Genomic DNA, 25,752 nt, shown 5'->3' on the forward strand with positions numbered 1-25,752 from the left:
TTCAACTGATGTCGAACAGTTTGTCGAAATTGGAGATGGCGAGGATCTTCTTCACGTCGGTGCTGCTGTTGACGACGCGAATATCGGAACTGTCGCCACCCGCGTGATCACGCAGCAAGAGCAACATGCCCAGCGCCGAACTGTCGAGGTAGGTGGCATCTTTCAAGTCGACGACAACTGCGGAGAGCTTCTTGTCCTCATAGGACTCACGAAACTCCTGATGCTTGGCGAAATCGAATCGCCCCTTGACCGATATCGTCAGCTTTTGCCCATCTTGGGATACTTCTGTAACGACTGGCATTTAACGGCTTCCTTGTCATTGGTGAGCGTACGTGTACAAGGTTTAGCACTTGGCTGGGGCTGGAGCAAGATCAAAAGAAGGCACCACTCAATAAGGATCCTGACGCGGCAACCGCTGGGACAACTCATCCAGCAGCTTTTGCTCGCGCCGGTCTTCCAGCCGCCGCGCCTCATCCATGTAGCGCAACACCAGTTTGCGCAAGCCTTCGACCCGGGCAAACGCCTCCTGCCAGGATTCCCGCGCCTTGTTCAGGTTGTTTTGATGCCATACCAGGCTTTGTCGCTGCTGGTCGATGGCGGTACCCAGTTGCGCGAGGAAGCCTTGATAACCCAGCAGCCATTGGCCCGACACGCCACTGCTGCCGCGCACGATCCACTGCTCTTGATAGTCGAGACGAAAGGCTTCGAGGTCGGCGAGTTTGCTTTCTGCCAGGCGGACTTGCCCCTGGAAGTGCCCGAGACGCAGGACCGCGGTTTTCTCGGCCTTTTCGGCCATTTCGACCACGGGGGCCAGGCGCGAGGCTCGGCTCTGGGCCATGGCCGGTTAGCCGCCGGCCGCGGGAGCGAAAATCGTGCCGAGATAGGCTTCGCTTTCGCCCAGGCTGATGCTGTCGTTCAGGCCCTGGCGCAGATATTTCACCAACTGCGGTTGCAGGGAGATCGCCAGGTCGGTTTCCCGATCACCACCGGCCACATAGGCGCCCACGCTGATCAAGTCACGACTCTGCTGATAACGCGACCACAACTGCTTGAAATACTGGGCGCGCATCATGTGTTCGGGCGTAACCACCGACGGCATGACCCGGCTGATGGACGCTTCGATATCAATGGCCGGGTAATGACCTTCCTCGGCCAGGCGCCGGGACAGCACGATGTGCCCGTCGAGTACGCCTCGCGCGGCGTCGGCAATCGGATCCTGCTGGTCATCGCCTTCGGACAGTACGGTGTAGAACGCGGTGATCGAACCGCCGCCCTTCTCGGCATTACCGGCCCGTTCCACCAGTTTCGGCAGTTTGGCGAACACCGATGGCGGATAACCCTTGGTCGCTGGCGGCTCGCCGATGGCCAGGGCGATTTCCCGCTGGGCCTGGGCGAAACGGGTCAGGGAGTCCATGAGCAGCAGGACGTTCTTGCCCTTGTCGCGAAAATATTCGGCGATTCGTGTGCAGTACATCGCCGCGCGCAGACGCATCAGCGGCGCATCGTCCGCCGGGGACGCCACCACCACCGAACGCTTGAGCCCTTCTTCGCCGAGGATGTGTTCGATGAATTCTTTAACTTCACGACCCCGCTCACCGATCAGCCCGACGACGATGATGTCGGCCTCGGTGAAGCGGGTCATCATGCCCAGCAGCACACTCTTGCCCACGCCCGTACCGGCGAACAGGCCCAAACGCTGACCGCGACCGACCGTCAACAAACCGTTGATGCTGCGAATGCCCACGTCCAGCGGCTCGCTGATCGGTTCGCGCTTGAGCGGGTTGATGGTCGGGCCGTCCATCGGCACCCAGTCTTCGGCCTTCATCCCGCCCTTGCCGTCCAGCGCGCGACCGGCGCCATCGAGCACCCGCCCGAGCATGCTCATGCCCATCGGCAGACGGCCGGTATCAGCCAGAGGAACCACACGGGCACCGGGAGCGATGCCGGCAACGCTGCCGACCGGCATCAGAAACACCTTGCTGCCGGAGAAGCCCATGACTTCGGCTTCGACCTGCACCGGGTGATAACTGTCGTCGTTGATGACCATGCAGCGGCTGCCCATGGCGGCGCGCAAGCCCTCGGCTTCGAGGGTCAGGCCGACCATGCGCAGCAAGCGGCCCTCAAGGATCGGCGCACCTTCCAGCTCCGTGGCCTCGGCGTAGCCGCCGAGGCGCTTGGCGAAGCTGGTGCGATCAAGGCGCATCGGGAACGTCCAGTTCAGGTTCGACCGGCGCGACCGCTGGCTTGTCGCTGATCGGCAGTTCCAGGCTCAGGTCCGGCGCGGCCGGGTGCAAGGCCTGTTCGTGCAACTGATCGAACAGCTTGTCCATGACCCGCGCAACGCGGGTTTCGACCGTGGCGTCGATACGGCTGTGTTCAGTCTCGACCCGGCAACCGCCGGGCAACAATGCCTCGTCCTCGACGATGCGCCAGGTTTCTTCATGGCGCTCGCGCAGGGCTTTGACCTGTTCGAAATCTTGCGGATTGATGTACAGCCGCACATTGCCCACGCCCAGCGGCAAGAGTTTGAGAGCCTCGCGCATGACGTGTTCGATCTGCGTCGAGTCGATGGCGAGTTCGCGCTGAATCACCTGTTTGGTGATGTGCTGCACCAGGTCGACCAGGGACTTTTCGATCAAGGTGTCTTGCTCGGCGATAGGCTCGAACAAATGCCCCATCAATTGCTCCAGAGCAGCAATCTTGGCGGCCAGCGCCACTTCGGCTTCCTGACGAACCTTGAGCGTGGTGCTGTGGAAACCTTCTTTCTCGCCCGTGGCGAAGCCTTCGTTGTAGGCCTCCTGGCGAATGCTTTCGAGTTCTTCGAGGGTCAGTGGCTGGACTTCATCCAGTGGCACTTCTTCCATTTCCGGCGGCTCGGGCTCAGGCTCGGGCTCAGGTTCCGGCACGAACGGATCGAAACTGGGCAGCGACCAGACGTCGAAACCACCGACGTCTTTGCCACGGATCAGGTCGGTGTTGGACTCATCATGTTTGGACGACATAGTGACCTTAGATCATCTCTTCGCCGCCCTTCCCGCCGAGAACGATTTCTCCGGCTTCGGCCATACGGCGGGCAATGGTGAGGATTTCTTTCTGCGCCGTTTCCACGTCGCTGACGCGCACCGGGCCTTTGGCCTCGAGGTCGTCGCGCAACAGTTCGGCCGCCCGTTTGGACATGTTCTTGAAGATCTTCTCTTTGACGCCTTCGTCCGAACCCTTGAGGGCCAGCACCAACACGTCGGAGGACACTTCGCGCAACAGCGCCTGAATGCCGCGATCGTCGACATCGGACAGGTTGTTGAACACGAACATGAGGTCTTCGATCTGACCGGACAGGTCTTCGTCGACTTCGCGGATCGAGTCCATCAACTGACCTTCGATCGAGCTGTCGAGGAAGTTCATGATGTCCGCCGCGCGCTTGATGCCACCCAAGGTGGTGCGCGAGGCATTCGAGTTGCCAGAGAACTGCTTCTCGAGAATCTGGTTGAGTTCTTTCAGGGCCGCCGGCTGCACGGTGTTCAGCGAGGAGACCCGCAGAATGATGTCCAGCCGCACCTTGTGGTCGAAGTTGCCGAGCACTTCGCCCGCCTGGTCCGGATCGAGATACGCCACCACGATCGCCTGGATCTGCGGGTGCTCGTAACGGATCACGTCGGCGACGGCGCGCGGCTCCATCCACTTCAGGCTGTCGAGGCCACTGGTGTTGCCGCCCAGCAGGATCCGGTCGATCAGGCCGTTGGCCTTGTCTTCGCCCAGGGCCTGGGTGAGCATTTTGCGCACGTAGTCATCGGAGCCGACGCCGAGGCTGGTCTGGTCGCCGACGATGTCGACGAACTCGCTCATCACCTGCTCAACCTGCTCGCGGTGCACGTTGCCCATCTGGGCCATCGCCACACCCACACGCTGGACCTCTTTGGGCCCCATGTGGCGCAGCACTTGCGCGGCATCGGTGGAACCGAGGGACAGCAGCAGAATCGCGGCTTTGTCGACCTTGGTCAGTTTGGCGGCAACGGCTCGGTTATCACTCATCTGCGTTAATCCACTCTTTCACGACCTGGGCCACGCGCCCCGGATCTTCTGCCACCAGACTCTTGATTGCGTTCAACTGTGCGTCATAGCCTTCGCTCGGGCTCGGCAGCAGAATGCTGGTCGGGCCACCGAGACTGACGCGGTCGTTGGCCAGTTCGCCGTCCAGGCCGCCCATGCCACCCAACTCGACGTCGCTGCCAATGCCCAGCTGTTTGTCTTTGCCGCCGCCGGTGATGTTGTTAAGCACCGGACGCAGCACACCGAACACCAGCACCAGGATGAACAAGACACCCAGCACTTGCTTGACGATGTCCCAGAACCACGGCTGGGAGTAGAACGGAATTTCGGCAATCACTTCCCCGCGCTCGGCGGAGAACGGCATGTTGATCACGCTGACGCTGTCGCCACGGCTGGCGTCGAAGCCGACGGCGTCCTGTACCAGGCGAGTGAAGCGCGCCAATTCATCGGCGGTCCACGGCGCACGGGTGGTCTCACCGTTGGCCGCGTTGATCTTGACCTGGTCATCCACCACCACCGACACCGACAGGCGATTCAAGCGGCCCTGCTGTTGTTTGGTGTGGCTGATGGAACGGTCGAGTTCGAAGTTCTTGGTGGATTGTTGACGCTTGTCCGCCGGATACGGTGCAAGCATAGGCTGGCCGGTGGCCGGGTCCATGATTTGCTGACCGTTGGCATCCAGCAGTGGCTGGCCTGGCTGCACCATGCCGGCCGACGCGGTAGCGCCACCGGTAGTTTGCGGCGCAGAAGCTGGCGCGGGCGGCTGGTTGCTCAGGGCACCCGGCACACCTTGTGGGCCATTGCTGGCGGTACGTTGTTCGTTGACCGACTGCTCGCTGCGCAACGCCGGTTGGTCCGGGTTGAACTGCTCGGAGGTCGATTCGACGGCACTGAAATCCACATCGGCCGAGACTTCGGCTTTATAGCGATCGTTGCCCAGCACCGGTTGCAGAATGTTGTGCACGCGCTGAGTCAGCATGCTTTCCATGCGACGGCTGTAATCGAATTGCTTGCCGGCCATGGTCAGTTCGGAATTTTCCGCCTGATCCGACAGCAGGTTGCCCTTCTGGTCGACGACAGTGATCTGGGATTTGCTGAGTTCGGGAACGCTGGTGGCCACCAGGTTGATGATCGCCAGTACCTGACCCGGCTCCAGCGAACGACCGGAATACAGCTCCACCAAAACCGAGGCGCTCGGCTTGCGCTCGTCGCGCACGAACACCGAACTTTTCGGAATCGCCAGGTGCACGCGAGCACCCTTGACGTTGTTCAGGCTGGAAATGGTGCGGGCCAGTTCGCCTTCGAGACCACGACGATAACGGGTCGCTTCCATGAACTGGCTGGTGCCGAGGCCCTGGTCCTTGTCGAGAATTTCAAAGCCGATGTTGCCGTCGCTGGGAGTGACACCAGCGCCCGCGAGTTTGATTCGCGCACGGGACAGGTCATCGGCCTTGACCAGCAAGGCACCGGAATTCGGTTCAACGGTATAGGGAATGTCGGCTGCGGCCAGGGTATCCATGACCTGTTTGGCGTCCATACCGGCAAGGCTGCCGTACAGAGGCCGGTAGTCCGGCTGCTGGGACCACAACACCACGGCAAAGCCAATCGCCACGCTCGCAGCCAGGCCGACCAACAGGCCCACCTGACGCAACATGGTCATCTCGGAGAGGTTTTCCAGAAAGGACAACCCGAACAGCGGCGGCTTGCCGTCTATTGGAGTGGCCTTGGCCGGAACATTATCGGCGACTGCTTCTGCCATGACTCAATTCGTCCTTAAACCGGCATCTGCATGATGTCTTGGTATGCCTGAACCAGCTTGTTGCGTACTTGGGTCAACGCTTGAAAAGACACGCTGGCCTTCTGCGAGGAAATCATCACGTCCGTCAGGTCGACGCCGCTTTTGCCAATCTCGAAGGCACTGGCCAACTGACTGGACGCCTGTTGGGTGTCGTTCACTTTATTGACGGCCTGACCGAGCATGTCGGAAAAGCTGCTGCCACCCATTTCAGGAACTGCGGCAGTCGATTTCGACGCAGACATGGCATCCATTTGCATGGAACGCATGTCCAGCATCAATCGATTAAATTCAATACCTTGGCTCATGGTCTACTCTCTCTGGCGACCCGCAATTTTTTGACACTCACTCGGCGGGTAGTGAGGTGTTAGCAACAAGGGTGCCAGCTCCGTGGCCACTCCAAACAAAAGCCGTCCCGGGCTTTGCATAGCTAACGAATCAAGTGGCGAACAAATAAGCTTCCACGTCCATTCCGGCATCTCGCATCTGCGCCAGCTTGTAACGCAGGGTGCGCGGGCTGATGCCCAAGCGCTCGGCGGCCTCTTTGCGACGACCGCGCTCGGAACGCAAGGTGTCGATGATCATCTGGAATTCACGGCGACGCAGGTCATCACCCAGCGCCCCGCCCGACTCGGATTCGACCTCCACAGTTCGCACGGACGTCGACACCAAGGCTGGCAACGGCGCACAGGCGACCGGCCCGGCCAGACAGAAATCCTCAGGCTGTATCAATCCGCCCTGCTGCAGGATCAGCGCCCGCTGAATCGCGTTATCCAGTTCACGCACATTACCTGGCCATGGATAACCGATCAGGCACGCCTGAGCCTCAGGCGACAGACTTGCCGCGGCATGCTTCATTTTATTGACGTACTTGGCCAGAAGACGCTCGGCCAATGGCAGGATGTCGGCGGTACGTTCGCGCAACGGACGCCAGGCCAGCGGAAACACCGACAGGCGATAGTAAAGGTCTTCGCGAAAACGTCCCGCTGCCACCTCACCGGCCAGGTCACGGTTGGTGGTCGCGACCACTCGAATGTCCAGCGTGATCGGCTTGCGAGCGCCGACTCGCTCAACTTCGCGCTCCTGCAAAACTCGCAGCAACTTGGCCTGGAGCCCGAGAGGCATTTCGGAAATTTCATCGAGCAGGATCGTGCCGCCATCAGCTTGCTCGAACTTGCCGGCCTGCGCCGCGATGGCGCCGGTGAACGAGCCCTTTTCATGACCAAACAACGTGGCTTCGAGCATGTTGTCGGGGATGGCTGCGCAGTTGATCGCAATGAACGGCTGACTGGCACGGTGAGAGTGCTGATGGATGTAACGCGCCAGCACTTCCTTGCCGGTCCCGGACTCGCCGGAGATCAATACCGTGGAATCACTGCGCGCCACCCGTGCGGCCAATTCCAGCAATTGCGCACTGGCCGGCTCGAACGCTACAGGCCCCTCGCCCTCGGTCGTGCCGAGACTGCCCAGCGCATGACGCGCCACCAGATCGAGCAAGGCTTTGGGCTCGAACGGTTTGACCAGGTAATCCGCCGCGCCCTGGCGCATCGCATCGACTGCCCGCTCCACGGCGCCGTGAGCCGTCATCAGCAACACCGGCAACTGCGGCTGACGAGTGCGCAGCAATCCGAGCAGTTGATGGCCGTCCATGCCCGGCATGTTGACGTCACTCAGCACCAGGTTGAACGCCTCATTACCAACCGCCGCCAGCGCTTCTTCAGCCGAGCCTACCGCCGTGTAGTCGTGCCCCGCGAGCAGCAGCGTATCCGCCAGTGCTTCGCGTAGCGCGCGGTCATCCTCGACCAGTAAAACCTTGATTGCCATGTCCTTCACTCCGCTCCCTGAGCGTGGGGCTTTTCACCGGAAAAAAGCGGCAGGATGACCTGGGCACACGTGCCGCGACCGAGCCGCGAGCGCAGCTGCAATTCTCCTTGATGAGCACGCGTCACTGCCTTGACCACGGTCAGGCCGAGGCCGGTTCCGGTGGTTTTAGTGGTAAAGAAGGGTTCCCCCAGGCGCGCCAGTACTTTCGTATCGATGCCACTACCGCTGTCGCTGACCGCTACACGCAGGTTGTTGTCACGGGTATAGAAATGGACTTTCAAACGCACATCGCCGGCACCGGCCTGGATGGCGTTCTCGATCAGGTTCAGGATCGCCCCGACCAGGGTGTCGCGATTGCACAACAACTCGCCGGAATGACTGTCGCACTGCCAGCGAATTGGCAGGTCCTGCACATGGGTCAGCGCGGCCGCCTGCAGCGACTGCATCAGCATTTTGGGCGTGACGCGATCGGTCAGCGGCAGCTCGCCGCGCGCAAACACCAGCATGTCGCGAACCTGATGCTCCAACTCATGCAGACGCTCTTTCAGGCGTCCGGCAAAACGTTGCTGGGTCTCGACCGGCAACGCCTGTTCAGTCAAATGACTGGCGTAGAGCAAGGCAGCGGACAAGGGGGTACGAATCTGATGAGCCAGCGAAGCGACCATTCGGCCGAGGGACGACAGACGTTCGTGGCGGGCCAGCTGATCTTGCAGATGACGGGTTTCAGTCAGGTCGTTGAGCAACACCAACTGACCGGGCTCGGCATCCAGCGAGCGAGTGGAGATCGACAAACGCCGACCGTCCTTGAGCGAGATTTCGTGACCGTCGTCTTCACGGGGCGCAAAGCAGCGGGCAATGACATGACGCCACAGCTCGCCTTCGAGGGGCAGACCGAGCAGTTCGCAGGCAGCGGGGTTGGCTTCGCGCACGATGCCTTGGGCGTCGATGACGATGACGCCGCCGGGCAACAGATCGAGGAGGTTTTGCAGCCGGTTGGCCAGGCGTTCTTTTTCCGCGAGCTCCTGCATGCGCTGAGCGCTGACCACCGCCAGCTCACCCTTGAGCTCGGTGACCCGGGCTTCGAGCATGCTGTAGGAGTCGGTCAATTGGCTCGACATCTGGTTGAACAGTGCAAACGCCTGCTCAAGGCCAAGCCGGCTCGCCTGCTCTACGGACGACGGTTGTCCCGCAGCGTCAGGGACAGGTGACATCTGGGCGGCTTGGGGCATCGTGCTCTCTCGCTTGGCTGACCGTCAGTTAAACGGAACGTTGCGAGGGATCTAGCAATACCCGTGCCTAAAAAAAACCGCCTACAAATGAAGGGTTTGAAAAACAGGCGTCAATCATCCGCCTGTTCATCACCGTCACGACGGCTCATGCCGTACTTGCGCATCTTTTCCACCAGCGTGGTGCGACGAATGCGCAGGCGTTCAGCGGCGCGCGCCACGATGCCATTGGCATCATCCAGCGCCTGCTGAATCAGCCCTTGTTCCAGACCACCGAGGTAGTCCTTCAGGTCCAGGCCTTCCGGCGGCAGCATGGCGCCGACAGAGAAGTCCGGAGTATGACCGTTGATGGCCACCCGTTCTTCAAGATCGCTGCGCAAGCTGTCGACCAGTTGCTCGTCTTCATCATCGACGTAACGGAATTTCTTCGGCAACTCGACCACGCCGATCACCCCATACGGATGCATGATCGCCATGCGCTCCACCAGGTTGGCGAGTTCGCGGACGTTGCCCGGCCAGCCGTGACGGCACAGCGACATGATCGCTGCGGAATTGAAACGGATCGAACCACGCTTCTCGTGCTCCATGCGCGAGATCAACTCGTTCATCAGCAACGGAATGTCTTCGACACGCTCTCGCAGTGGCGCCATTTCGATCGGGAACACATTCAGGCGGTAGTACAAGTCTTCGCGGAAGGTGCCGATCTCGATCATGCTTTCGAGATTCTTGTGGGTCGCGGCGATGATGCGAACGTCAACGCTTTGGGTCTTGTTGCTGCCCACGCGCTCGAAGGTGCGTTCCTGCAATACCCGCAGCAACTTGACCTGCATCGGCAACGGCATGTCACCGATTTCATCGAGGAACAGCGTGCCGCCATTGGCCAGTTCGAAACGCCCGGCGCGGCTGGTGATTGCCCCGGTGAAGGCGCCCTTCTCGTGGCCAAACAGTTCGCTTTCCAGCAACTCGGCCGGGATCGCCCCGCAGTTGACCGGTACGAACGGCGCATCACGACGCTTGGAGTGATAGTGCAGGTTGCGCGCGACCACTTCCTTGCCGGTCCCGGACTCACCGAGGATCAGCACACTGGCGTCGGTGTCGGCGACTTGCTGCATCATCTGACGGACGTGTTGAATCGCCCGACTGGTGCCGACAAGACTGCGGAAAAGATTGGGTTCACGGTGACGGCCGCGCTCGCGGGCCTGGTCATACATCTCGCGATAGACCTGGGCACGGTGCAGGGAGTCGAGCAATTTGCTGTAGCTGGGTGGCATTTCGAGGGTCGAAAGCACTCGGCGACGCTGGTCTTCAGGCAAGTCAACGGAAGAATTATCACCCATTAACAAAACCGGAAGGAACTCATCCCAGGTTGAGAGTGTCTTTAACAAGCCCACGAGTGCACCAGGAGCATTGACCGTCCCGATGAGGACACAGATTACTTCACGACTTGATGACAATGAGCCGACAGCCTGCTGCCAGTCATGGCTACCGCAGGGTAAATTTTCTTCGCCAAGAAAATTTAAAATCACCGCCAAGTCGCGGCGGCGGACGCTATCGTCATCAATCAGCAGAATTTTGGTTTCACGCCACATGCAATAGCAACTTCCCTAGTCAACTCAATGCCCAAAATGATGGGGCAAGCTAGACGCTTGCAGACACGTTATGCCTGTAGACGCCTGAAATCTGGAACCAGCCACTAGTTAAGTCAAAAAACCGTGCACAGTCAAATTTATGGCGCACTATGTTTGGATTAACCGGGGATTAACCAAACAGATGGTAAACCTTTGCCGCGTTCTGTGCTTGGTGGATCTGCGACATCTCTTCAACTATCGCTTGCCGCTCCCCTGTCGCCGCCTCAAGAAGCTGTTTATACACCCCCAACAACTCCTCAAGATTATCGCGTAACGCGGCCTCGTCCACCGAAGCTTCACTCAAGACGTCTTCCATGCAGGAACGGCAAGCCAGGTCCAACTCGCCAATGGCTTCCCAGTTACGCTCAGCCAAAGCACCGACCAGGCCTTCACGGGTTTGTTCGATTCGCTGCAATACAAGACTCATGGTGATCTCCTTAAAACTGCGGACCCGGCGCGGCGATAGCATCCCAGCCGTCTTTGACGGTGCGAAGCAAATCAGCGACTTCGTCGAGAATCTTTGGATCTGTCTTGATGTTGGCCTCGGCCAGACGCTTCATCATATAGGTGTAGAGATTATCCAGCTCACCCACCGACTCGGCCTGGTTTTCCAGATCCAGACCTTCACGCAGACCACCGATGATGCCGATGGCCTTGCCGATCAGAACGCCTTTATTGGCGATATCCTTGCGCTCCATCGCACCTTTGGCCTGCGCAATACGGTCAAGGCCACCCTCCATCAGCATCTGCACCAGACGATGAGGGCTGGCTTCGGACGTTTGCGCCTGAGCGCCAATCTTCTGGTATTGGCGAAGGGCTAACATTGGATTCATGTTGTACCTCATCAAAAATCTGTGGTTCGTATAACCAGTGTATCGACGATGCGTCAAAAAACTTTAGTCGCAAAAACACAAAAGCCCGGAGCGTTGAACGACGCTGCCGGGCTTTTGGCGCTACTGGGTTATCAGCTGTTCTTCTGCTGCGCAGCTATCGCTTCGAACATCGAGGTGATGTTGCTGGCCGTGGCTTTCAGCTTGCCGACGAGTGTATCCATGTCGTTGTATTTTTTGGTCAGTACCGCGGTCAGGGTCTCGATACGACGATCCAGGGCTGCCTGGTCGTTGGTCAACTTGGTCTTGGTTTTGTTCAGACTGGTCGTACGCTGATCCAGAATACCGCCGGTATCTGCAAACGGTGCGACAGCCTTCGTCATCCGTTCCAGCAGACCGTTATTACCCGTGAACAACTCCTGAACTTCACCGCCCAGTTTTTTGTCATTCATCGCAGCAGTGAACTTGGTGCTGTCAAAATCGAGCGCACCGGTCTTCTGATTGGTGGTAATACCCAACTGCGCGAGCACAGTGAGCTTGTCACCTGAACCGGTTTCCGACAGAGGCGAGCGAATAGCCGACAGGATCGAACGTGGCAGCGCATCACCGGTCAATGCTGCCGGAACGGTCAGCTTGCCATCATCATCGAGCGAAGACTTGGTCAACGAGGTGACGCTGTTGGCGATAGCGTTGTAGGCATCGACGAACTTTTGGATCGACGCCTTCAGGCCATCGGTGTTCGTCGCCACGGTAACAGTCGAGGTCCCTACAGCCACCAGGTTAAACGTCAGGCCGGAGACCGCCTTATCCACGGTATTGCTCTTGCTGGTCAGTGCCATACCATCGACGGTGAAATTTGCATCAACAGCCAAAGCACCAATAGAACCAGCAGAAGCGGCGGTCATTGGAGAGGCAGTAGTACCCACGACTTGCGTGCCGTCGATGGTCAGCTCAGGGATGCCAGTGACGGAAATATCCGAGCCGACTCCTGTAGTGGTCGAACCCAACACCAGACGCGACCCAAAGGAGTCAGTCACGATATTGGCGCTGATACCGGCGCCCTTGAGCGAGGCATCGGCGTTGATCGAATCTCGAACCGATTGCAGTGTAGCGCCGGGTTTTATATCGAGATTGAATGTCGCGGTACCCTGCTTGATGGTCATCGGGCCATCAGTAATAGCGCTGGTCGTACCGCCAGCAAACGCAGCACTGGTCACTTTGGACGACGTGGCCAGGTTGCCGACGTTGATGACGTAGTTGCCGCCCACGGCCGAGTTACTGGCGGTGGCTGTGACAAATTTCACATCAGAGGAAGTCGCAGCAAAGCCGGGAAACTGCGGGTTGGTTTTGCTACCCAAATCAGTCATGGATTTGGTAAACGCAGCCATCAAGGACTTCAAGGTGCCAATACCGGAGATGCTTGCGGTGTTAACCTTAGTCCCGCGGTCGATCTGACCTTGCTTGGCCGCTTTGTCAGCGTTCACCAAGGCTTTGACGATAGCACCGGTATCAAGGCCTGAGCCTAAACCCGTGCCCGGTAGAATTGGACTTGCCATGTGGAACTCCCTTCAGTGTGTCGCCGGCCTTTTGACCACTACAACGCCCAAAAGAACATAGCAACAAAATTCATGCCAGCTGTCAGACTTTTGCGCTGAACAACAGGCTGCTTGCATCATTCAAGCTATTGGCCAGCTTAAGGACTTCTTCGTTGGGGATCTGACGAATCACCTCACCGGAGTCACTGGCAATCACTTTTACCACAACTTTGCCTGAAGGCTCGTCAATCGAGAACTCCAGGTTGCGCTTGACCGACTGAACAAACTTTTCGATTTCCTGAACGGCCATCTTCAGTTGTTCCTGCTCGGTTTGAGTGCCTTTACTTTCTTCCTTGACGGCAACCACTGGTGCAGTTTCCGCTAGAGGCTTCTGCGCCGGCTTATCGGCAACAGTCGTCGCCTGCTTGGCCGCAGGATAAGACAAGTTCAGCTTCACGCTCATATCCATGTCCATCACCTCTTAAACTAAAAAAGCGAGAGAGCGCGACGTGCGCACTCCCCCGCCAAAACTCACCCAGCTATTACTGAAGCAGTTTCAGTACAGCGGATGGCAGTTGGTTGGCCTGAGCCAGAATTGCGGTGGAAGCTTGTTGCAGAGTTTGTTGCTTGGTCAGCTGTGCAGTTTCCGAAGCGAAGTCGGTATCTTGTACGCGACCCAGTGCAGCGCTGGCGTTTTCGTTGATGTTCTGCAGGTTGGAGATGGTGCTGGTCAGACGGTTCTGGGCAGCACCGAGGTCCGCACGGCTGGTGTTGATGGTTTTCAGGGCCGCGTCGATTGCGTCGATTGCAGCAGCGGTGCTGGCTTCTGCAGTGGCGCTGTCGTTACCGGTGATGGCGACGGCAGCAGAGTCAACGCTCAGGGTGGCAGCATCGAAGCCGCTATCCAGAGTGATGGTGATCTGGTTGGTAGCGCCGGTGTTGGAACCGACCTGGAAGGTCATGGTGCCAGCGGTGCCATCGATCAGGTTTTTGCCGTTCAGGTTGGTCGACTTGGCAATACGGGTCAGTTCGTCCGACATGGTTGCGAACTCTTTGTTCAGAGCAGCACGGTCGTCGGTACCGTTGGAATCGTTTCGGGATTGAACAGCCAGTTCACGCATACGCTGCAGAATGTTGGTCGATTCTTGCATCGCGCCTTCAGCAGTCTGAGCGATCGAGATACCGTCGTTGGCGTTTTTGATCGCCATGGTCTGACCACGGATCTGCGAGGTCATACGGGTAGCGATTTGCAGGCCGGCAGCGTCGTCTTTAGCGCTGTTGATTTTCAGGCCGGAAGACAAACGGGTCATCGAAGTCGACAGAGCATCAGAAGCCTTGTTCAGGTTTTTCTGTACGTTCAACGATGTAACGTTAGTGTTTACTGTTAAAGCCATGACGAATTCCTCGTTGGTTGGGTACTGCGGCTTCCGGCCCTGGCAACCGCCGGGTATGGCCTAGAGAACCTTCGTAATAGTTATCGTCGGGATTGCAACTTGCTTTAGGGGATTTTCAAAAATATTTGCCATCACGTTGCCACCCCCCGTAAACAAAGGACTTGGCCACACTCAAGCAGCGAAAAAATGACGTCAGGGAAATGCCGGCGACAGGTTGGCGAAGACTCGCCGGCGCCGGCAGAAGAGAAACTGTTTAAAAGGACAGAGTGTCGGTCATCAGCTGGACCAATTCGTATTCGAGGTAATCCGCCAGGGCGAGCCAGTTTTGTGCTTCCTGGCAACCGAGCATCAGGCCGAGCAAAAATACCCATTGTTGCTGAGCATCCTTTGACGCCTGATCGAAGGACACCTGCACCGTCGAGATCAGTTCGATCATCGCCAGCCCCGCCTCCACATCACACCCCAACCGAAACAACGCCGCACACTGCTGCGAACCGACGATAAAAGACTGCAGCCCGCTCATACCGTCAACTCCGGGTGAAACACCGCACCGGCGATCATCGCCCCTGCCCGGCTGCTGTTATAGAAACGCACGTGAGGGTGGCCGGCGATAAAACGCTCCAACTCACACAGGTAGCTACGGAAGTTAAGTTGAGTTTTGATTCGTTGGCCGCGACCATCAAGTACCCAGTGTTTGGCCACACCCAGTTGCGGGCCAAGGTCGCCATCGTTCCAGCCGGCATGGGTCTTATCCCCGGGGAAGGCAAAGTCGGCGCCGAACAGGGTGATCTGCGCTGCGCCCATCTTCACTGCAAGGTCCACTGCCGGGTGAATCACACTCCCCCCCCCATACAGCTCCCCCTTGGGCCATTGCTGACGCAACTGTTGATAGATCGGGCTGGCGGAGTAACTGGCATAGCGCGGTCCCTGCCAGGCTTCAAGCACCAGGGGATCAACCATGGGCATGTACGCCAGGATGATATCGGCCGTACCTTCAGGTGGTAGATGCCGAGCCGAGATGCGCTGGTCGATACTGACCACCACATCAGGGCGGACCCCGTGATCGAGCAGCGGTCGGTAGGCCGTATCGACACAAATGAACAACGGTCGCTCGGCCTGATTGCGAATCGCGCGCAAGGTCTCGAAGTGCTGCTCAAGGCTAGGCCCCGTGGCAATGACGAAAATCTCTTGCCCCTTGCGCGAATCGAACAACTCGGCCACGTCGCAATCGGCTTGCACAAGCTCCAGACTCGCCTGCAAGCGCTCGACGATGTCTGGGGCCTGAGGATCGAACTCACGATTATTGAAGGTCAGATGGGTTTCGCTGATCAGGCGATCACGGATCTTGGCATTGAAGTCATCCGCCAATACCAGCTCGGACGGCAAGGCGAAAAACGGCAGTTGGATTTCCGCCAGATCGCCGGCGTACATCAGCTCGACCCGCGGATCGCCGAGCCACTGTTGCTGATCCAGCAGTTGCAGCACCAGCGCAAACACCGCGCCGTTGAGGATGTGCACATACAAATGCTCAAGCCCGGCGCGCGCCAGCAGCTCCATTTGCAAATCACCAAGCCCGGTGCCATAGACATGCACCACGGGGCTGTCGATCGGCAGGCTGCCAGCCTGAAGCCTGGCCTCGCGGGTGCGGTCATGGCGACTGGTCAGCTGAATGCCGTTGATGCTCAGCGTCGAGCCCAGGCCTTCCACCAGCTCAGCCTGTAACAGGCTTGTGTTCTCAACCAGCAAGCGCGCAGACAGCATTGGCCAGCGGTGCTGTATGACGTCGACGTTGCGCTCAAAGAACTCGCTCATGAAGCCTCGCTTTTCATTCGGGCAAAAAAATAGCGCTCAAGGTTACACCTTGAACGCTTTTTTTGTGCCTGGCATTCTTTGGCTAAAGAGCCGAGGCTCAAGGGCGATAGATGATCGCCGAACCCCACGACAAACCAACGCCGAAACCGCTCAACGCCACACGCTTCCAGGTGGAGTCCAGCACATGTTTTTCCAGCAGAAGCGGGATGCTCGACGACACCGTGTTGCCGGTCTCGACCATGTCCTTGATGAACTTCTCCGGCTCGCCTTCGAAGCGTCGTGCCACCGCGTCGACAATCGCGGCACTGCCCTGGTGGATGCAAAAGGCATCGATATCGTCAGCGGTCAGTTGCGAATCGGCCAGCAACTCGTGCAAATGCGCCGGAACTTTAAGCAGCGCAAAATTGAACACCTGACGGCCGTTCATGAAGAACACGCCATCGGTCACCTTCAGGTGCGGTGCGCCGGAACCATCGGTGCCGAACTTGGCCTTGCCCAACTGCCATGGCGCGTTTTCACCCATCCAGGTGGCGGTGGCGGCATCACCAAACAGCATGGTGGTGTTGCGGTCTTCCGGGTCGACGATCTTCGAGTACGGATCAGCTGTGATCAGCAGGCCATTCTTCAAGCCTGCGGCTTCCATGAAACCCTTGATGGCGTAGATGCCGTAGACGTAGCCGGAGCAGCCCAGGGAAATATCGAACGCGGCCACGGTAGTCGGCAGGCCCAGTTTGTCCTGAACGATGGCAGCCGTGTGCGGCAGGCCTTCTTCGTCGCCGTTCTGGGTGACAACGATCAGCACGTCGATGTCTTCACGTTTCAAGTCGGGATTGTTGGCGAACAGCGCATTGGCTGCTTCGACACACAGGTCCGAGGTTTCCTGCCCGGCGTCTTTGCGCGGCAGGAAGGCCGAACCGATCTTGCCCAGGATGAACTCTTCATCCTTTTCGAATTTTGCACCTTGTGCGTAATTGTCCACGCCGGCTACAGGAACGTAGCTCGCAATGCTTTTTATGCCAATCATTACGGCTTCCCAATAATAAACAGCCCAATACCACCGCTCGTAATGATTCGAGGGGCGCCGACAAACAGAGAAAAATGTCGCCCCGAGGGAGCGACGGACGGGAAGAATAAAAGGCTATCACCGGGTCAAACAGACACCAGGCGCCACCTCCCCGATTAATACAATACAGTGAAGATGCGCGTTATGACTCGCAGGTCACGCTATTTTGCCGAATCTGGCCGATAAGACGTTATTCGACCAACGACCAATCCAGCGGTGTTCCGCGCTTGATGGCCTGGCAGGCGCGGCGCCCCAGAAGGGTTTCAGCGTGTTTAGGCGCCAGCCCCAAGCCAGGACGGATGGCCCGCAGATTGGCGACGGTGAAGGGCTCGCCGGCCGCCATGTCCTGAGTCACATACAGCGAACGGCGATACACCACGGACTTGCGCTCGGCTTCAGTCACGCCGTAATGCACATGGCCCATGGCCTGCCAGGCGCGCTCAGTTTCGATCACCAGACTGGCCAGTTCAGCAGGCTCCAGAGAGAAACTGGCATCCACACCACCCGCAGCTCGATCGAGGGTGAAATGTTTTTCCACCACCGTTGCCCCCAGTGCCACCGCGGCCACAGACACACCGACGCCCATGGAGTGGTCAGACAGCCCGACTTCACAGCCAAACAATTCGCGCAAATGAGGAATCGTCCGCACGTTGCTGTTGGCGGGTGTCGCCGGGTAAGTGCTGGTGCACTTGAGCAACACCAGATCCTTGCAACCGGCCTCGCGGGCGGCACGTACGGTTTCGTCGAGTTCAGCGATGCTGGCCATGCCGGTAGAAATGATCAATGGCTTGCCGGTCGCAGCGACGCGCCGAATCAACGGCAGGTCGGTGTTTTCGAAACTGGCAATCTTGTAGGCCGGTACGTCGAGGCTTTCGAGGAAGTCCACCGCGGTGTCATCGAACGGTGTGGAGAACGCGAGCATGCCCAGCTCTTTGGCCCGGGCGAAAATCGGCGCGTGCCATTCCCACGGTGTGTGGGCCTTCTCGTACAACGCGTACAACGAAGAACCGGCCCAGAGGCTGTCAGGGTCCTTGATGAAGAACTCACCTTCGGACAGGTCCAGGGTCATGGTCTCGGCGGTGTAGGTCTGTAGCTTCAAGGCATGAGCGCCGGCCTTGGCCGCGGCTTCGACGATCTGCAGCGCCACCTCCAGAGACTGGTTATGGTTGCCACTCATCTCGGCAATGATGAACGGTGGCGCATCGGCACCGATGGAGCGATGGCCAATCTTGAAGCTAGTCATTGCGGTGATCCTTCAATATGCGCGTGAACGCGCAAGCACGCTGGGTGAATCCTGCCTCGCGAAACAGCTTCAGCGACGGCTGATTCGCCGGCAACACTTGAGCGGTGATGACATTCAGTTGCGGCCAGTGGGTGGTCACGAAGGCCTCGCCCCGCGCCAACAGTGCCCTGCCCCACCCCAGACCGAGGCGGCCTTCAAGCAGGTAGATCGAGACTTCGGCTTCAAGTCCGTCCAGGTCATAACGCAGTACTCCGACCGGGCCATCGTCCGCCTCGGCAATCAACAGTAATCGCCCTGGGTTGCTCAGGCTCGCGGCCAGCCAGTCTTGATGCCGTTGCCAATCGATGACCTGCGTGTCCAGCGAGCAGCGCCGCACCGACTCGGCATTGCGCCCCTCGAACAGCAGCTGCGCATCGTCCAGGGACGCCTTGCGAACCTGCAGTACCGCACCGGCGAGCGCTGCCGCAACCCGCTGTGCACCCCGCCCATCGACCAACCGACGCGAGTGTTCGGCCAGGCTTTGGCGTAACCCCTGATTGCCCGCGAGAAAAGCAATGGCCTGACGCAACTGCTCGACGCTTACGTTCGAGCGGGGGCCCAGATACACATGGGAACCTGAGGTCGCCATCATTTCGGCGTTGGCCTGCTGATTATTCGAGACCGCGATACAGATCGTCGGCAATCCCATGGCCGCCCGCTCCCAACTGGTGCCACCGCCGGCACCGACAAACAGGTCGGCCTCGGTCATCAGTCGGTAAAAGTCACTGACAAAACTGTGCAAGCGCCAGTTCGGACGACTCGCCGCCAAGGCCTGCATTTGTGCCCAGTCCGGGTTGTCGGCACCGGCGACGAAATCGACTTCGAGCTCATGCAAATCCGCCATTGCCAGCATCGCGTGATGGGTTTGCATCGCCGCATCGAAGCCACCGAAATTCACCAGCACTCGCCTGGCGTGGGGCTTGACCGGAATCGCCGGGCAGCAGAATTCATCGCGCAGCAAGGCAAAACGTGGGCCGAGCAAGGTCTGGCAACCGGGCGCCAGCAGCGAAGCATAGGCTTGTGGCGTACCCGACAAATTCTGGTTGAGCAGCAGATCGACGCTGTAGGTTCGAGTGGCGAGATCGTCCACAGCGGCAATCCGTGGTGCCCAGCGGCGGGCCGCGATCTGCCAGTGATGGTCGAGGCCGTAGTGGTCGACGATGACCCAATCGAAGGCCGGATGATTGCTCAACGCTTGCCCGAGCGCGGCGATGTCCGCCTGCCACGGCAGCAGGGATTCGATCGCCTGCTGCGGGTCTTCATCGGGATAGCGATCCGGCAACGCGAAGGTTTCAAAGCCCTCGGCTTGCAGTGCATCCAGTCGATGGCCCTGCAACAGGCGGCACGCGAAAGCCACCTGCGCGCCTTGCTTGCGCAAGACTCTGGCCAGGGTCAAACAGCGAGCGATGTGACCGCTGCCAATGGTCGGCGACGCGTCGGCGCGGATCAGTACTCTCATTGCAGCTCTCCGCCAGCCTTCAACGCGGCGTAGAGGTATTCGGCACGCTTCCAGTCTTCGAGGGTATCGATGTCCTGCACCAGATGCCGCGGCAGAATCACCGGCAGGCTCGCCGGCGAAAACAGCACATCGCCGCGCAACCAGGCTTCTGTGCGCCCCCAATAGAACTGGCCGGCATCCTGATAGGCTTCAGGCAAATCCTGTGAGCGGGTAGTGCGAAACTCCGGATAGAGCGAGGTCAAGGCACCCTGTTCATCAAGGGTCAAGGCACGTTGCACCGGGAAGCCGAAACCGGCCACGGAAAAAGCGAACGACTTGTCCGGATGCTGCACCAGCAATTCATGCCCCTGACGCAGATAGCGTGCCTGCAACAGCGGTGCAGTAGCGTAGATGCAGCAGACGTAGTCGAAGATCGGCAATTGGCTCAAGGCATGTACGATCACCGCAGCTGTCCCGGTGAAATCATCAGCCAGTTCGACAGGCCGCACGAACGGCACCTGTGCTCCATGAGCCCGGGCGACGTCGGCAATTTCTTCGTCATCCGTACTGACGACGACTTGATCGAACAACCCGCAATCGAGCGCCGTACGGATCGAACGGACGATCATCGGTACACCGTCGAACGGTTTGAGGTTCTTGCGCGGGATACGCTTGCTGCCACCGCGGGCTGGAATGATTGCAACGCAGCTCAAATGTCACTACTCCTCAAGAACCAACCGACGCAGTTGCTCGACCACGAAGTCCTGTTGTTCATCGCTCAGCAGAGGGAACAGCGGCAGGCTGATGGCCTCGGCGTAATAACGTTCGGCCTGCGGGAAGTCTCCCTCGGCAAACCCGAGATCACGATAGTACGGCTGCAAATGCAGCGGAATATAGTGCAGGTTCACCCCGACCCCGGCCGCCCGCAACCCTTCGAACACCTGCCGATGGCTGAGGCTGATCCGATCAGGCTGCAACCGCACCACGTACAGATGCCATGCTGACTCGGCGTCTGGTTGCGCGCTGGGCAAGGTCAACGGCAGGTACGCCAGCAATCGGTCATACCGCGCCGCCAGTTCACGACGACGTTCGATGAAGCCATCGAGCTTGTTCAGTTGTGACAGACCGAGCGCCGCTTGAAGATCGGTGATCCGGTAGTTGAAGCCCAATTCCACTTGCTGGTAGTACCAGGGACCATGGCTGGATTCGGTCATCTGCTGCGGATCGCGGGTCATGCCGTGGCTGCGTAGACGTCGCAGGCGCTCGGCCAATTCCGGGCGATTGGTCAGGACCATGCCGCCCTCGGCACTGGTGATGATCTTCACGGGGTGGAAACTGAACACCGTCATCGCCGCAAACTCGCCGCAACCCACCGGACGCCCGGCATAGGACGCGCCGACCGCGTGGGACGCATCCTCGATCACCGTAAAGCCATAGCGTTCGGCCAACTCGGCGATCATGCGCATGTCGCAGCTTTGACCGGAAAACGCCACGGCCACCAATACCTTCGGCAACGTGCCGTCGCGCTCGGCCTGCTCAAGTTTCGAGGCCAGGGCATAGGCATCGAGGTTCCAGGTCAGCGGATCGATGTCGACGAAGTCCACTTCGGCGCCACAATAGCGACCACAATTGGCCGAAGCCAAAAAGGTGTTCGGCGTGGTCCACAACCGGTCGCCCGGCCCGAGTCCCGCCGCCAGGCAAGCGATGTGCAACGCGGCGGTGGCATTGCACACCGCCACTGCGAAATCAGCCTGGCAACGCCCGGCCATGGCCTGTTCGAAACGCTCGATGGTCGGCCCCTGTGTCAGCCAGTCGGACTGCAACACGGCGACCACCGCATCGATGTCTGCCTGATCGAGGCTTTGCCGACCGTAGGGAATCATGCCGACAGCTCAGCGTGCAGATCTGCGATCTGGCCTACCGACAGGAAGTGCGGGTTGGTGTCGGAGCGATACTCGAAATCCTCGCTCACAGGTTTGCCCTGCTCGCCCAGTTTGTCGACGGCAAAATCCACGTCGACGCTGGTGAAGCGGATCGACGGCTGAATGGTGTAGTGATCATCGAACTCCAGGGTCATGCGCGCGTCGTCCAGCGGCACCATCAACTCATGGAGCTTTTCTCCCGGACGAATGCCGACGTTCCTGTGCGGCAAATGTTCTGCCATACCCAACGCCAGATCGACGATGCGGATCGACGGAATCTTCGGCACAAACACTTCACCACCGTGCATGCGGGCGAAGCTGTCGAGCACAAACTGCACACCGTGATCGAGGGTGATCCAGAAGCGCGTCATGCGCTCATCGGTGATCGGCAATTCTGGCGCGCCCTCGGCAATCAGCTTGCTGAAAAACGGCACCACCGACCCCCGCGAGCCGGCGACGTTGCCGTAACGGACCACCGAAAAACGGGTGTTCTGGTCACCGGCAATGTTGTTCGCGGCGACGAACAATTTGTCCGACAGCAACTTGGTGGCGCCGTACAGATTGATCGGGCTGGCGGCCTTGTCGGTGGACAGCGCGACGACTTTTTTCACGCCGTTATCGATGGCCGCGGCGATGATGTTCTCCGCGCCGTTGACGTTGGTGCGGATGCATTCGGTGGGGTTGTATTCCGCCGCCGGCACTTGTTTCAGCGCTGCAGCGTGCACCACGTAATCGATGCCGCGCATGGCCTGACGCAAACGCTCGGCATCACGCACGTCACCGAGGAAGTAACGCATGCACGGCGCATTGAACGTCTGCTGCATCTCGTACTGCTTGAGTTCATCGCGGGAGAACACCACCACACGCTTGGGCTGGTATTGCTCCAGCAACCGGCGGATGAAATTGCGCCCGAACGAGCCGGTGCCGCCAGAGATGAAAATCGATTTACCGTTGAACATGCCTTGAGTCCTTGTACCTGTCAGTCAGGCTTAAGCAAGCAGCTGCGACCAGTTCACACTGGAGGCGTCGCCGAGGGTAAAGCCCTTGCCGGTCAGGGAAAGATTCTGGTTGTAGGCCACATCCTGAGCGAAGCGCGCCTGCCACTTGTCACGCAGGGCAGCTGCCAGTTGTGGAGCATCCGGCAGCAGGCCCGGGTGCAGCAACTGCGCCTGTGGGCACCAGACCGTCAGGTAGCCGGCATCGGCGACTTTCAGGCACAGGTCGATGTCGGCAAACGCTTCCTGGAAATGCTCTTCGTCCAAACCACCCACTGCGTCGAACAAGTCCTTGCGAATCATCAGGCAGGCGCCAGATACCGCCGAATAGTTCTGCTCGACTTGATGGCCGTTCAGATAACCCATGGCATCTTTGCGCTCGCCGACAAAGGCCGAGCCGAGGCTGCCATTCAAGCCGAGGATCAGCCCGGCCTGGGTGGTAACACCACGAATGTCTATCAGTTTGGCGCCAACGATGCCGACTTCCGGGCGCTGGGCCTGGTTGAGCATGGCGTCGAGCCAGTTGGCATTGAATACCTGCGCTTCGGCCGACAGCATTACCAGGTACTCACCTTTGGCCTCGGCGCTTGCGACGTTGTACAACGCCGAGGCACTCAAGCGCTCAGCGGTACGCAGCACACGAATGCGCTCGCCCTTGCCTTCCAGGTTACTCAGCCATTCGGCCAGCGCTGGTGACTGGCTGTGATTATCGGCAATCAGCACTTCGTGGCGCTGATAGCGAGTGCGCTGCAGCACGCTGACCAACGCACTTTTCAGGTGCTCAAGGTTGTCCTGACTGTGCAGGATGATCGAGACCATTGGCCGTTCAGCGTGCTGATAATTGATCTGATACGTCTGCGGCAACGACGAACTGACCTGGCCACGATAGCCACGGTTGGCCAGGTGTCGGGTCAATACCTGGCGTTCCTGCGTGTTTTCTTCTGTGGCCGGTGCGTTGCAGATCAGCAACGGTTCGGACAAATGCGCCAACCCACCCAACCCGCCGTCTTCGATCAGGCGCAGCAACAGGTCGAATTCCAGGGCCTGGGTGTGCTCGGTCGAGAAGCCCTTGGCCTGGACCAATACGTCACGCTGGATCAACCAGTGCCGTGCCATCAGCGACGGTACGGTTTGCAGCAGGTCCAGGTTGACCCCGGGACGGAATACATCCACCAACGCGCCGTTGGTCTGACGCTGAATTTCGTCCATGGCCACCGCGCGCACGCCTTCGGCGCCCATCAGCTCGAGGCTGGCACGCAACAACCCGCTCGGGGTGAACTGATCTCCGGCCTCGGCCAGCAGCAGCCAGTCAGCGGAGGATTGCGCGATGACCTGATTGATCCGGTCCACGTAATGGGTTGTACTGACTTTGACGAAGTGCACGGTGTCCCGGATGCTGGTGGTGGCCGGTAACTCGCCTGTGGTGAACACCACCACGTTGAATGTCTTGCAATGTCCGTTGACCAGGCTGTCGAACGTTGCCTGCAACTTGAACATGTCGGCGTCCAGATCCAGCAGCAAAATGGCGAACTGCGGGCCGCCATCATGCTTGCCCAGATACCTGGTGATATCTGAAAGCTGGGCGGCATCGGGGTTGCGTGCTTCAAGCCAGTCAAGCAAACGCCCGGACGGCATGCTCTGCAGCAACGTGCCCTCGCCCTGCCCCGGTAGCGAATCGAGGCGCTCGGCCCACGCCTGCAACTTCAGCCCCTCGCCTGCTTCCTCTGTACCTTTGAGCGACTCTGCCAGGCGTTTGACCACCGAACGATTGAACACGCCAAGACTCAACGCCTCCCAAAGACGGGCACGAATAGTGCGCTCGTTGTCGTTGGGATGGATGCGCATCAGTTCGTGCTGCTTGAGCAGGACGCCTTCCAGCTCCTGCAATTGCAGGCGACCGGCCGGCATCGCGTGCAACAGAAATTCGAACTCGGTCAGCAGGTCGAACATCGGCTTGTTATAGAACGGCATTTCGACGAACTGCTGGGGGGCGAACGAGCGAACCGGCGCTTGCCCGGCCTCGATCCAGGCCGAGCGAAAGATCATGGCGCCTTTGAGCGAGCGACCTGCGAGCAAGCACTCGGCCATGGCGGCAAAACTGTCCAGTGCGAACTGTTTGGCCCCGGCCGGATTCTTGTCGCTTAACCGGGTAAGAATCGAAGCCAGGAACTCGGCAAACTGCTCGCGCTCGGCGACGGTTTTCGCGTCCTTGTACGTGAGCACGGTCAACACGTTGGTGTTGTGATCCGAGGCGCCGTAGTTGGCCTCCCGCACGGCGTAGGGAATCGGCAGAATCCGCGCCTTGGCACAGGCCAGCAGGTAAAATGCGTGGCCGATTTCCTGCCACTCGAAACTGGTGCCCGCAGGCAGCTGGCTGTACCACTGCTGCAGCAGGTCGGTGCGGGTCACCGCATAAAACGGCGGCAGGAACTGCCCCATGAACTCAATGACCCGATCTTCAGGCTGCTGCGAGTTGTAATCCTCTTGCACCCTGCAGTCACGGCGGTAGTAGTTAACTTCGGTGGCGCGGGCCAGGTACATCATTCCGTAGCCATGGCACATGCCATAGTCGGGATTGGCTTCGAGAAACTCCAGCGACTCGGTCAGTGCGCCGTGCAGCAGAAAATCATCATCGGCAGCAAACACCATGTAAGGCGTGGTGACTTGGGTGACGCCATAGGTGAGTTTTTCCTGAAGCCCTTGATAGGTGTACTGAGGCAAATGGCGATAGTCGACCGACGGGAAGTCTCGGGCGATGCTCTCATCGCCTGCAACAGACGAGTCCAGAACCAGCACCGTGCAGGGATAGTTGCTGTAGTACTGCAGGGTCCGCCGCAGGAACGCGTTCCGGTTGTGGGTGATCACCACGACCGTGAACCGCTCGTTCAGCGGTGCAACGTTGTTATGAGTACTGTTTTGAACCTGCATATCTCTATCCCCGCAACCGGCCAATGGCCAATA

24 protein-coding genes are annotated in these 25,752 nt (G+C 59.1%); all 24 read right to left on the reverse strand.

All coding sequences use genetic code 11. The features are described 5' to 3' along the window. Window position 1: 1 nt before the first annotated feature. Window positions 2-301 carry an STAS domain-containing protein gene (locus tag KGB23_RS14590; protein WP_223431602.1) on the reverse strand — a complete coding sequence of 100 codons (300 nt, stop codon included), beginning with the start codon at window positions 299-301 and terminating at the stop codon, window positions 2-4. Between the two features lie 87 nt (window positions 302-388). After that, the gene (fliJ, locus tag KGB23_RS14595; protein WP_150655101.1) at window positions 389-838 is read right to left on the reverse strand and encodes a flagellar export protein FliJ; all 450 of its coding nucleotides are present in this window, start codon (window positions 836-838) and stop codon (window positions 389-391) included. A gap of 6 nt (window positions 839-844) precedes the next feature. Continuing rightward, window positions 845-2,203, reverse strand: a complete 1,359-nt coding sequence (fliI, locus tag KGB23_RS14600) for a flagellar protein export ATPase FliI (protein ID WP_223431603.1) — start codon at window positions 2,201-2,203, stop codon at window positions 845-847. After that, complete coding sequence (gene fliH / locus KGB23_RS14605; RefSeq protein WP_223431604.1) at window positions 2,193-3,002, reverse strand: flagellar assembly protein FliH; 810 nt, start codon at window positions 3,000-3,002, stop codon at window positions 2,193-2,195. The genes fliI and fliH overlap by 11 nt, the downstream gene beginning before the upstream one ends. Before the next feature lie 7 nt (window positions 3,003-3,009). After that, window positions 3,010-4,029: a flagellar motor switch protein FliG gene (gene fliG / locus KGB23_RS14610; RefSeq protein ID WP_007894195.1), complete on the reverse strand. Its 1,020-nt coding sequence runs from the start codon at window positions 4,027-4,029 to the stop codon at window positions 3,010-3,012. Continuing rightward, window positions 4,022-5,806: a flagellar basal-body MS-ring/collar protein FliF gene (gene fliF / locus KGB23_RS14615; protein WP_150655099.1), complete on the reverse strand. Its 1,785-nt coding sequence runs from the start codon at window positions 5,804-5,806 to the stop codon at window positions 4,022-4,024. Before fliF ends, fliG begins: the two co-directional genes overlap by 8 nt. A gap of 14 nt (window positions 5,807-5,820) precedes the next feature. Continuing rightward, window positions 5,821-6,150 (reverse strand): flagellar hook-basal body complex protein FliE, encoded by a 330-nt coding sequence (fliE, locus tag KGB23_RS14620; protein WP_008151056.1) that lies wholly within the window; start codon window positions 6,148-6,150, stop codon window positions 5,821-5,823. A gap of 130 nt (window positions 6,151-6,280) precedes the next feature. Beyond that, a complete protein-coding gene (locus tag KGB23_RS14625) occupies window positions 6,281-7,666 on the reverse strand; it encodes a sigma-54-dependent transcriptional regulator (protein ID WP_223431605.1) in 1,386 nt (461 codons plus the stop codon). A gap of 5 nt (window positions 7,667-7,671) precedes the next feature. Further along, entirely contained in the window at window positions 7,672-8,877 is a 1,206-nt protein-coding gene (locus KGB23_RS14630) for a sensor histidine kinase (RefSeq protein WP_223431630.1), read from the reverse strand. A gap of 128 nt (window positions 8,878-9,005) precedes the next feature. Further along, window positions 9,006-10,481 (reverse strand): sigma-54 dependent transcriptional regulator, encoded by a 1,476-nt coding sequence (locus tag KGB23_RS14635; RefSeq protein ID WP_150655096.1) that lies wholly within the window; start codon window positions 10,479-10,481, stop codon window positions 9,006-9,008. Window positions 10,482-10,650: 169 nt separating this feature from the next. Then, window positions 10,651-10,947 carry a flagellar protein FliT gene (locus KGB23_RS14640; protein WP_150655095.1) on the reverse strand — a complete coding sequence of 99 codons (297 nt, stop codon included), beginning with the start codon at window positions 10,945-10,947 and terminating at the stop codon, window positions 10,651-10,653. 10 nt (window positions 10,948-10,957) lie between these two features. Next, on the reverse strand, window positions 10,958-11,353 hold the full coding sequence (gene fliS / locus KGB23_RS14645; protein WP_150655094.1) for a flagellar export chaperone FliS: 396 nt from the start codon (window positions 11,351-11,353) through the stop codon (window positions 10,958-10,960). A gap of 131 nt (window positions 11,354-11,484) precedes the next feature. Next, window positions 11,485-12,906: a flagellar filament capping protein FliD gene (fliD, locus tag KGB23_RS14650; protein ID WP_223431606.1), complete on the reverse strand. Its 1,422-nt coding sequence runs from the start codon at window positions 12,904-12,906 to the stop codon at window positions 11,485-11,487. A gap of 82 nt (window positions 12,907-12,988) precedes the next feature. Then, window positions 12,989-13,354, reverse strand: coding sequence for a flagellar protein FlaG (locus KGB23_RS14655; RefSeq protein WP_150655092.1), 366 nt, complete (start codon window positions 13,352-13,354; stop codon window positions 12,989-12,991). 73 nt (window positions 13,355-13,427) lie between these two features. Further along, on the reverse strand, window positions 13,428-14,279 hold the full coding sequence (locus tag KGB23_RS14660) for a flagellin domain-containing protein (protein ID WP_150655091.1): 852 nt from the start codon (window positions 14,277-14,279) through the stop codon (window positions 13,428-13,430). A 253-nt stretch (window positions 14,280-14,532) separates the two neighbouring features. Continuing rightward, a complete protein-coding gene (locus KGB23_RS14665; RefSeq protein ID WP_223431607.1) occupies window positions 14,533-14,802 on the reverse strand; it encodes a hypothetical protein in 270 nt (89 codons plus the stop codon). Then, window positions 14,799-16,091 carry a motility associated factor glycosyltransferase family protein gene (locus tag KGB23_RS14670; protein WP_223431608.1) on the reverse strand — a complete coding sequence of 431 codons (1,293 nt, stop codon included), beginning with the start codon at window positions 16,089-16,091 and terminating at the stop codon, window positions 14,799-14,801. Before KGB23_RS14670 ends, KGB23_RS14665 begins: the two co-directional genes overlap by 4 nt. 97 nt (window positions 16,092-16,188) lie before the next feature. After that, on the reverse strand, window positions 16,189-17,115 hold the full coding sequence (locus KGB23_RS14675) for a ketoacyl-ACP synthase III (RefSeq protein ID WP_134421374.1): 927 nt from the start codon (window positions 17,113-17,115) through the stop codon (window positions 16,189-16,191). Window positions 17,116-17,344: 229 nt separating this feature from the next. Beyond that, complete coding sequence (gene pseI / locus KGB23_RS14680) at window positions 17,345-18,397, reverse strand: pseudaminic acid synthase (protein ID WP_223431609.1); 1,053 nt, start codon at window positions 18,395-18,397, stop codon at window positions 17,345-17,347. Further along, window positions 18,390-19,895 carry a UDP-2,4-diacetamido-2,4,6-trideoxy-beta-L-altropyranose hydrolase gene (gene pseG / locus KGB23_RS14685; protein WP_223431610.1) on the reverse strand — a complete coding sequence of 502 codons (1,506 nt, stop codon included), beginning with the start codon at window positions 19,893-19,895 and terminating at the stop codon, window positions 18,390-18,392. The genes pseI and pseG overlap by 8 nt, the downstream gene beginning before the upstream one ends. Beyond that, entirely contained in the window at window positions 19,892-20,587 is a 696-nt protein-coding gene (gene pseF, locus KGB23_RS14690; protein ID WP_223431611.1) for a pseudaminic acid cytidylyltransferase, read from the reverse strand. Before pseF ends, pseG begins: the two co-directional genes overlap by 4 nt. A 6-nt stretch (window positions 20,588-20,593) precedes the next feature. After that, the gene (gene pseC, locus KGB23_RS14695; protein WP_223431612.1) at window positions 20,594-21,757 is read right to left on the reverse strand and encodes a UDP-4-amino-4,6-dideoxy-N-acetyl-beta-L-altrosamine transaminase; all 1,164 of its coding nucleotides are present in this window, start codon (window positions 21,755-21,757) and stop codon (window positions 20,594-20,596) included. After that, window positions 21,754-22,755: a UDP-N-acetylglucosamine 4,6-dehydratase (inverting) gene (gene pseB, locus KGB23_RS14700; RefSeq protein ID WP_223431613.1), complete on the reverse strand. Its 1,002-nt coding sequence runs from the start codon at window positions 22,753-22,755 to the stop codon at window positions 21,754-21,756. The genes pseC and pseB overlap by 4 nt, the downstream gene beginning before the upstream one ends. A gap of 30 nt (window positions 22,756-22,785) precedes the next feature. Next, window positions 22,786-25,719: a TIGR00180 family glycosyltransferase gene (locus KGB23_RS14705; protein WP_223431614.1), complete on the reverse strand. Its 2,934-nt coding sequence runs from the start codon at window positions 25,717-25,719 to the stop codon at window positions 22,786-22,788. Window positions 25,720-25,752: the final 33 nt, after the last annotated feature.

It is taken from the genome of Pseudomonas sp. GL-B-26, assembly GCF_019947405.1.
Lineage (GTDB): Bacteria > Pseudomonadota > Gammaproteobacteria > Pseudomonadales > Pseudomonadaceae > Aquipseudomonas.

Excerpts from the sequence above, each read along its gene's own strand:
- KGB23_RS14590 (WP_223431602.1), bottom strand. The coding sequence starts at position 301 with ATGCCAGTCGTTACAGAAGTATCCCAAGATGGGCAAAAGCTGACGATA.
- fliJ (WP_150655101.1), bottom strand. The coding sequence starts at position 838 with ATGGCCCAGAGCCGAGCCTCGCGCCTGGCCCCCGTGGTCGAAATGGCC.
- fliI (WP_223431603.1), bottom strand. The coding sequence starts at position 2,203 with ATGCGCCTTGATCGCACCAGCTTCGCCAAGCGCCTCGGCGGCTACGCC.
- fliH (WP_223431604.1), bottom strand. The coding sequence starts at position 3,002 with ATGTCGTCCAAACATGATGAGTCCAACACCGACCTGATCCGTGGCAAA.
- fliG (WP_007894195.1), bottom strand. The coding sequence starts at position 4,029 with ATGAGTGATAACCGAGCCGTTGCCGCCAAACTGACCAAGGTCGACAAA.
- fliF (WP_150655099.1), bottom strand. The coding sequence starts at position 5,806 with ATGGCAGAAGCAGTCGCCGATAATGTTCCGGCCAAGGCCACTCCAATA.
- fliE (WP_008151056.1), bottom strand. The coding sequence starts at position 6,150 with ATGAGCCAAGGTATTGAATTTAATCGATTGATGCTGGACATGCGTTCC.
- KGB23_RS14625 (WP_223431605.1), bottom strand. The coding sequence starts at position 7,666 with ATGGCAATCAAGGTTTTACTGGTCGAGGATGACCGCGCGCTACGCGAA.
- KGB23_RS14630 (WP_223431630.1), bottom strand. The coding sequence starts at position 8,877 with ATGTCACCTGTCCCTGACGCTGCGGGACAACCGTCGTCCGTAGAGCAG.
- KGB23_RS14635 (WP_150655096.1), bottom strand. The coding sequence starts at position 10,481 with ATGTGGCGTGAAACCAAAATTCTGCTGATTGATGACGATAGCGTCCGC.
- KGB23_RS14640 (WP_150655095.1), bottom strand. The coding sequence starts at position 10,947 with ATGAGTCTTGTATTGCAGCGAATCGAACAAACCCGTGAAGGCCTGGTC.
- fliS (WP_150655094.1), bottom strand. The coding sequence starts at position 11,353 with ATGAATCCAATGTTAGCCCTTCGCCAATACCAGAAGATTGGCGCTCAG.
- fliD (WP_223431606.1), bottom strand. The coding sequence starts at position 12,906 with ATGGCAAGTCCAATTCTACCGGGCACGGGTTTAGGCTCAGGCCTTGAT.
- KGB23_RS14655 (WP_150655092.1), bottom strand. The coding sequence starts at position 13,354 with ATGGATATGAGCGTGAAGCTGAACTTGTCTTATCCTGCGGCCAAGCAG.
- KGB23_RS14660 (WP_150655091.1), bottom strand. The coding sequence starts at position 14,279 with ATGGCTTTAACAGTAAACACTAACGTTACATCGTTGAACGTACAGAAA.
- KGB23_RS14665 (WP_223431607.1), bottom strand. The coding sequence starts at position 14,802 with ATGAGCGGGCTGCAGTCTTTTATCGTCGGTTCGCAGCAGTGTGCGGCG.
- KGB23_RS14670 (WP_223431608.1), bottom strand. The coding sequence starts at position 16,091 with ATGAGCGAGTTCTTTGAGCGCAACGTCGACGTCATACAGCACCGCTGG.
- KGB23_RS14675 (WP_134421374.1), bottom strand. The coding sequence starts at position 17,115 with ATGATTGGCATAAAAAGCATTGCGAGCTACGTTCCTGTAGCCGGCGTG.
- pseI (WP_223431609.1), bottom strand. The coding sequence starts at position 18,397 with ATGACTAGCTTCAAGATTGGCCATCGCTCCATCGGTGCCGATGCGCCA.
- pseG (WP_223431610.1), bottom strand. The coding sequence starts at position 19,895 with ATGAGAGTACTGATCCGCGCCGACGCGTCGCCGACCATTGGCAGCGGT.
- pseC (WP_223431612.1), bottom strand. The coding sequence starts at position 21,757 with ATGATTCCCTACGGTCGGCAAAGCCTCGATCAGGCAGACATCGATGCG.
- pseB (WP_223431613.1), bottom strand. The coding sequence starts at position 22,755 with ATGTTCAACGGTAAATCGATTTTCATCTCTGGCGGCACCGGCTCGTTC.
- KGB23_RS14705 (WP_223431614.1), bottom strand. The coding sequence starts at position 25,719 with ATGCAGGTTCAAAACAGTACTCATAACAACGTTGCACCGCTGAACGAG.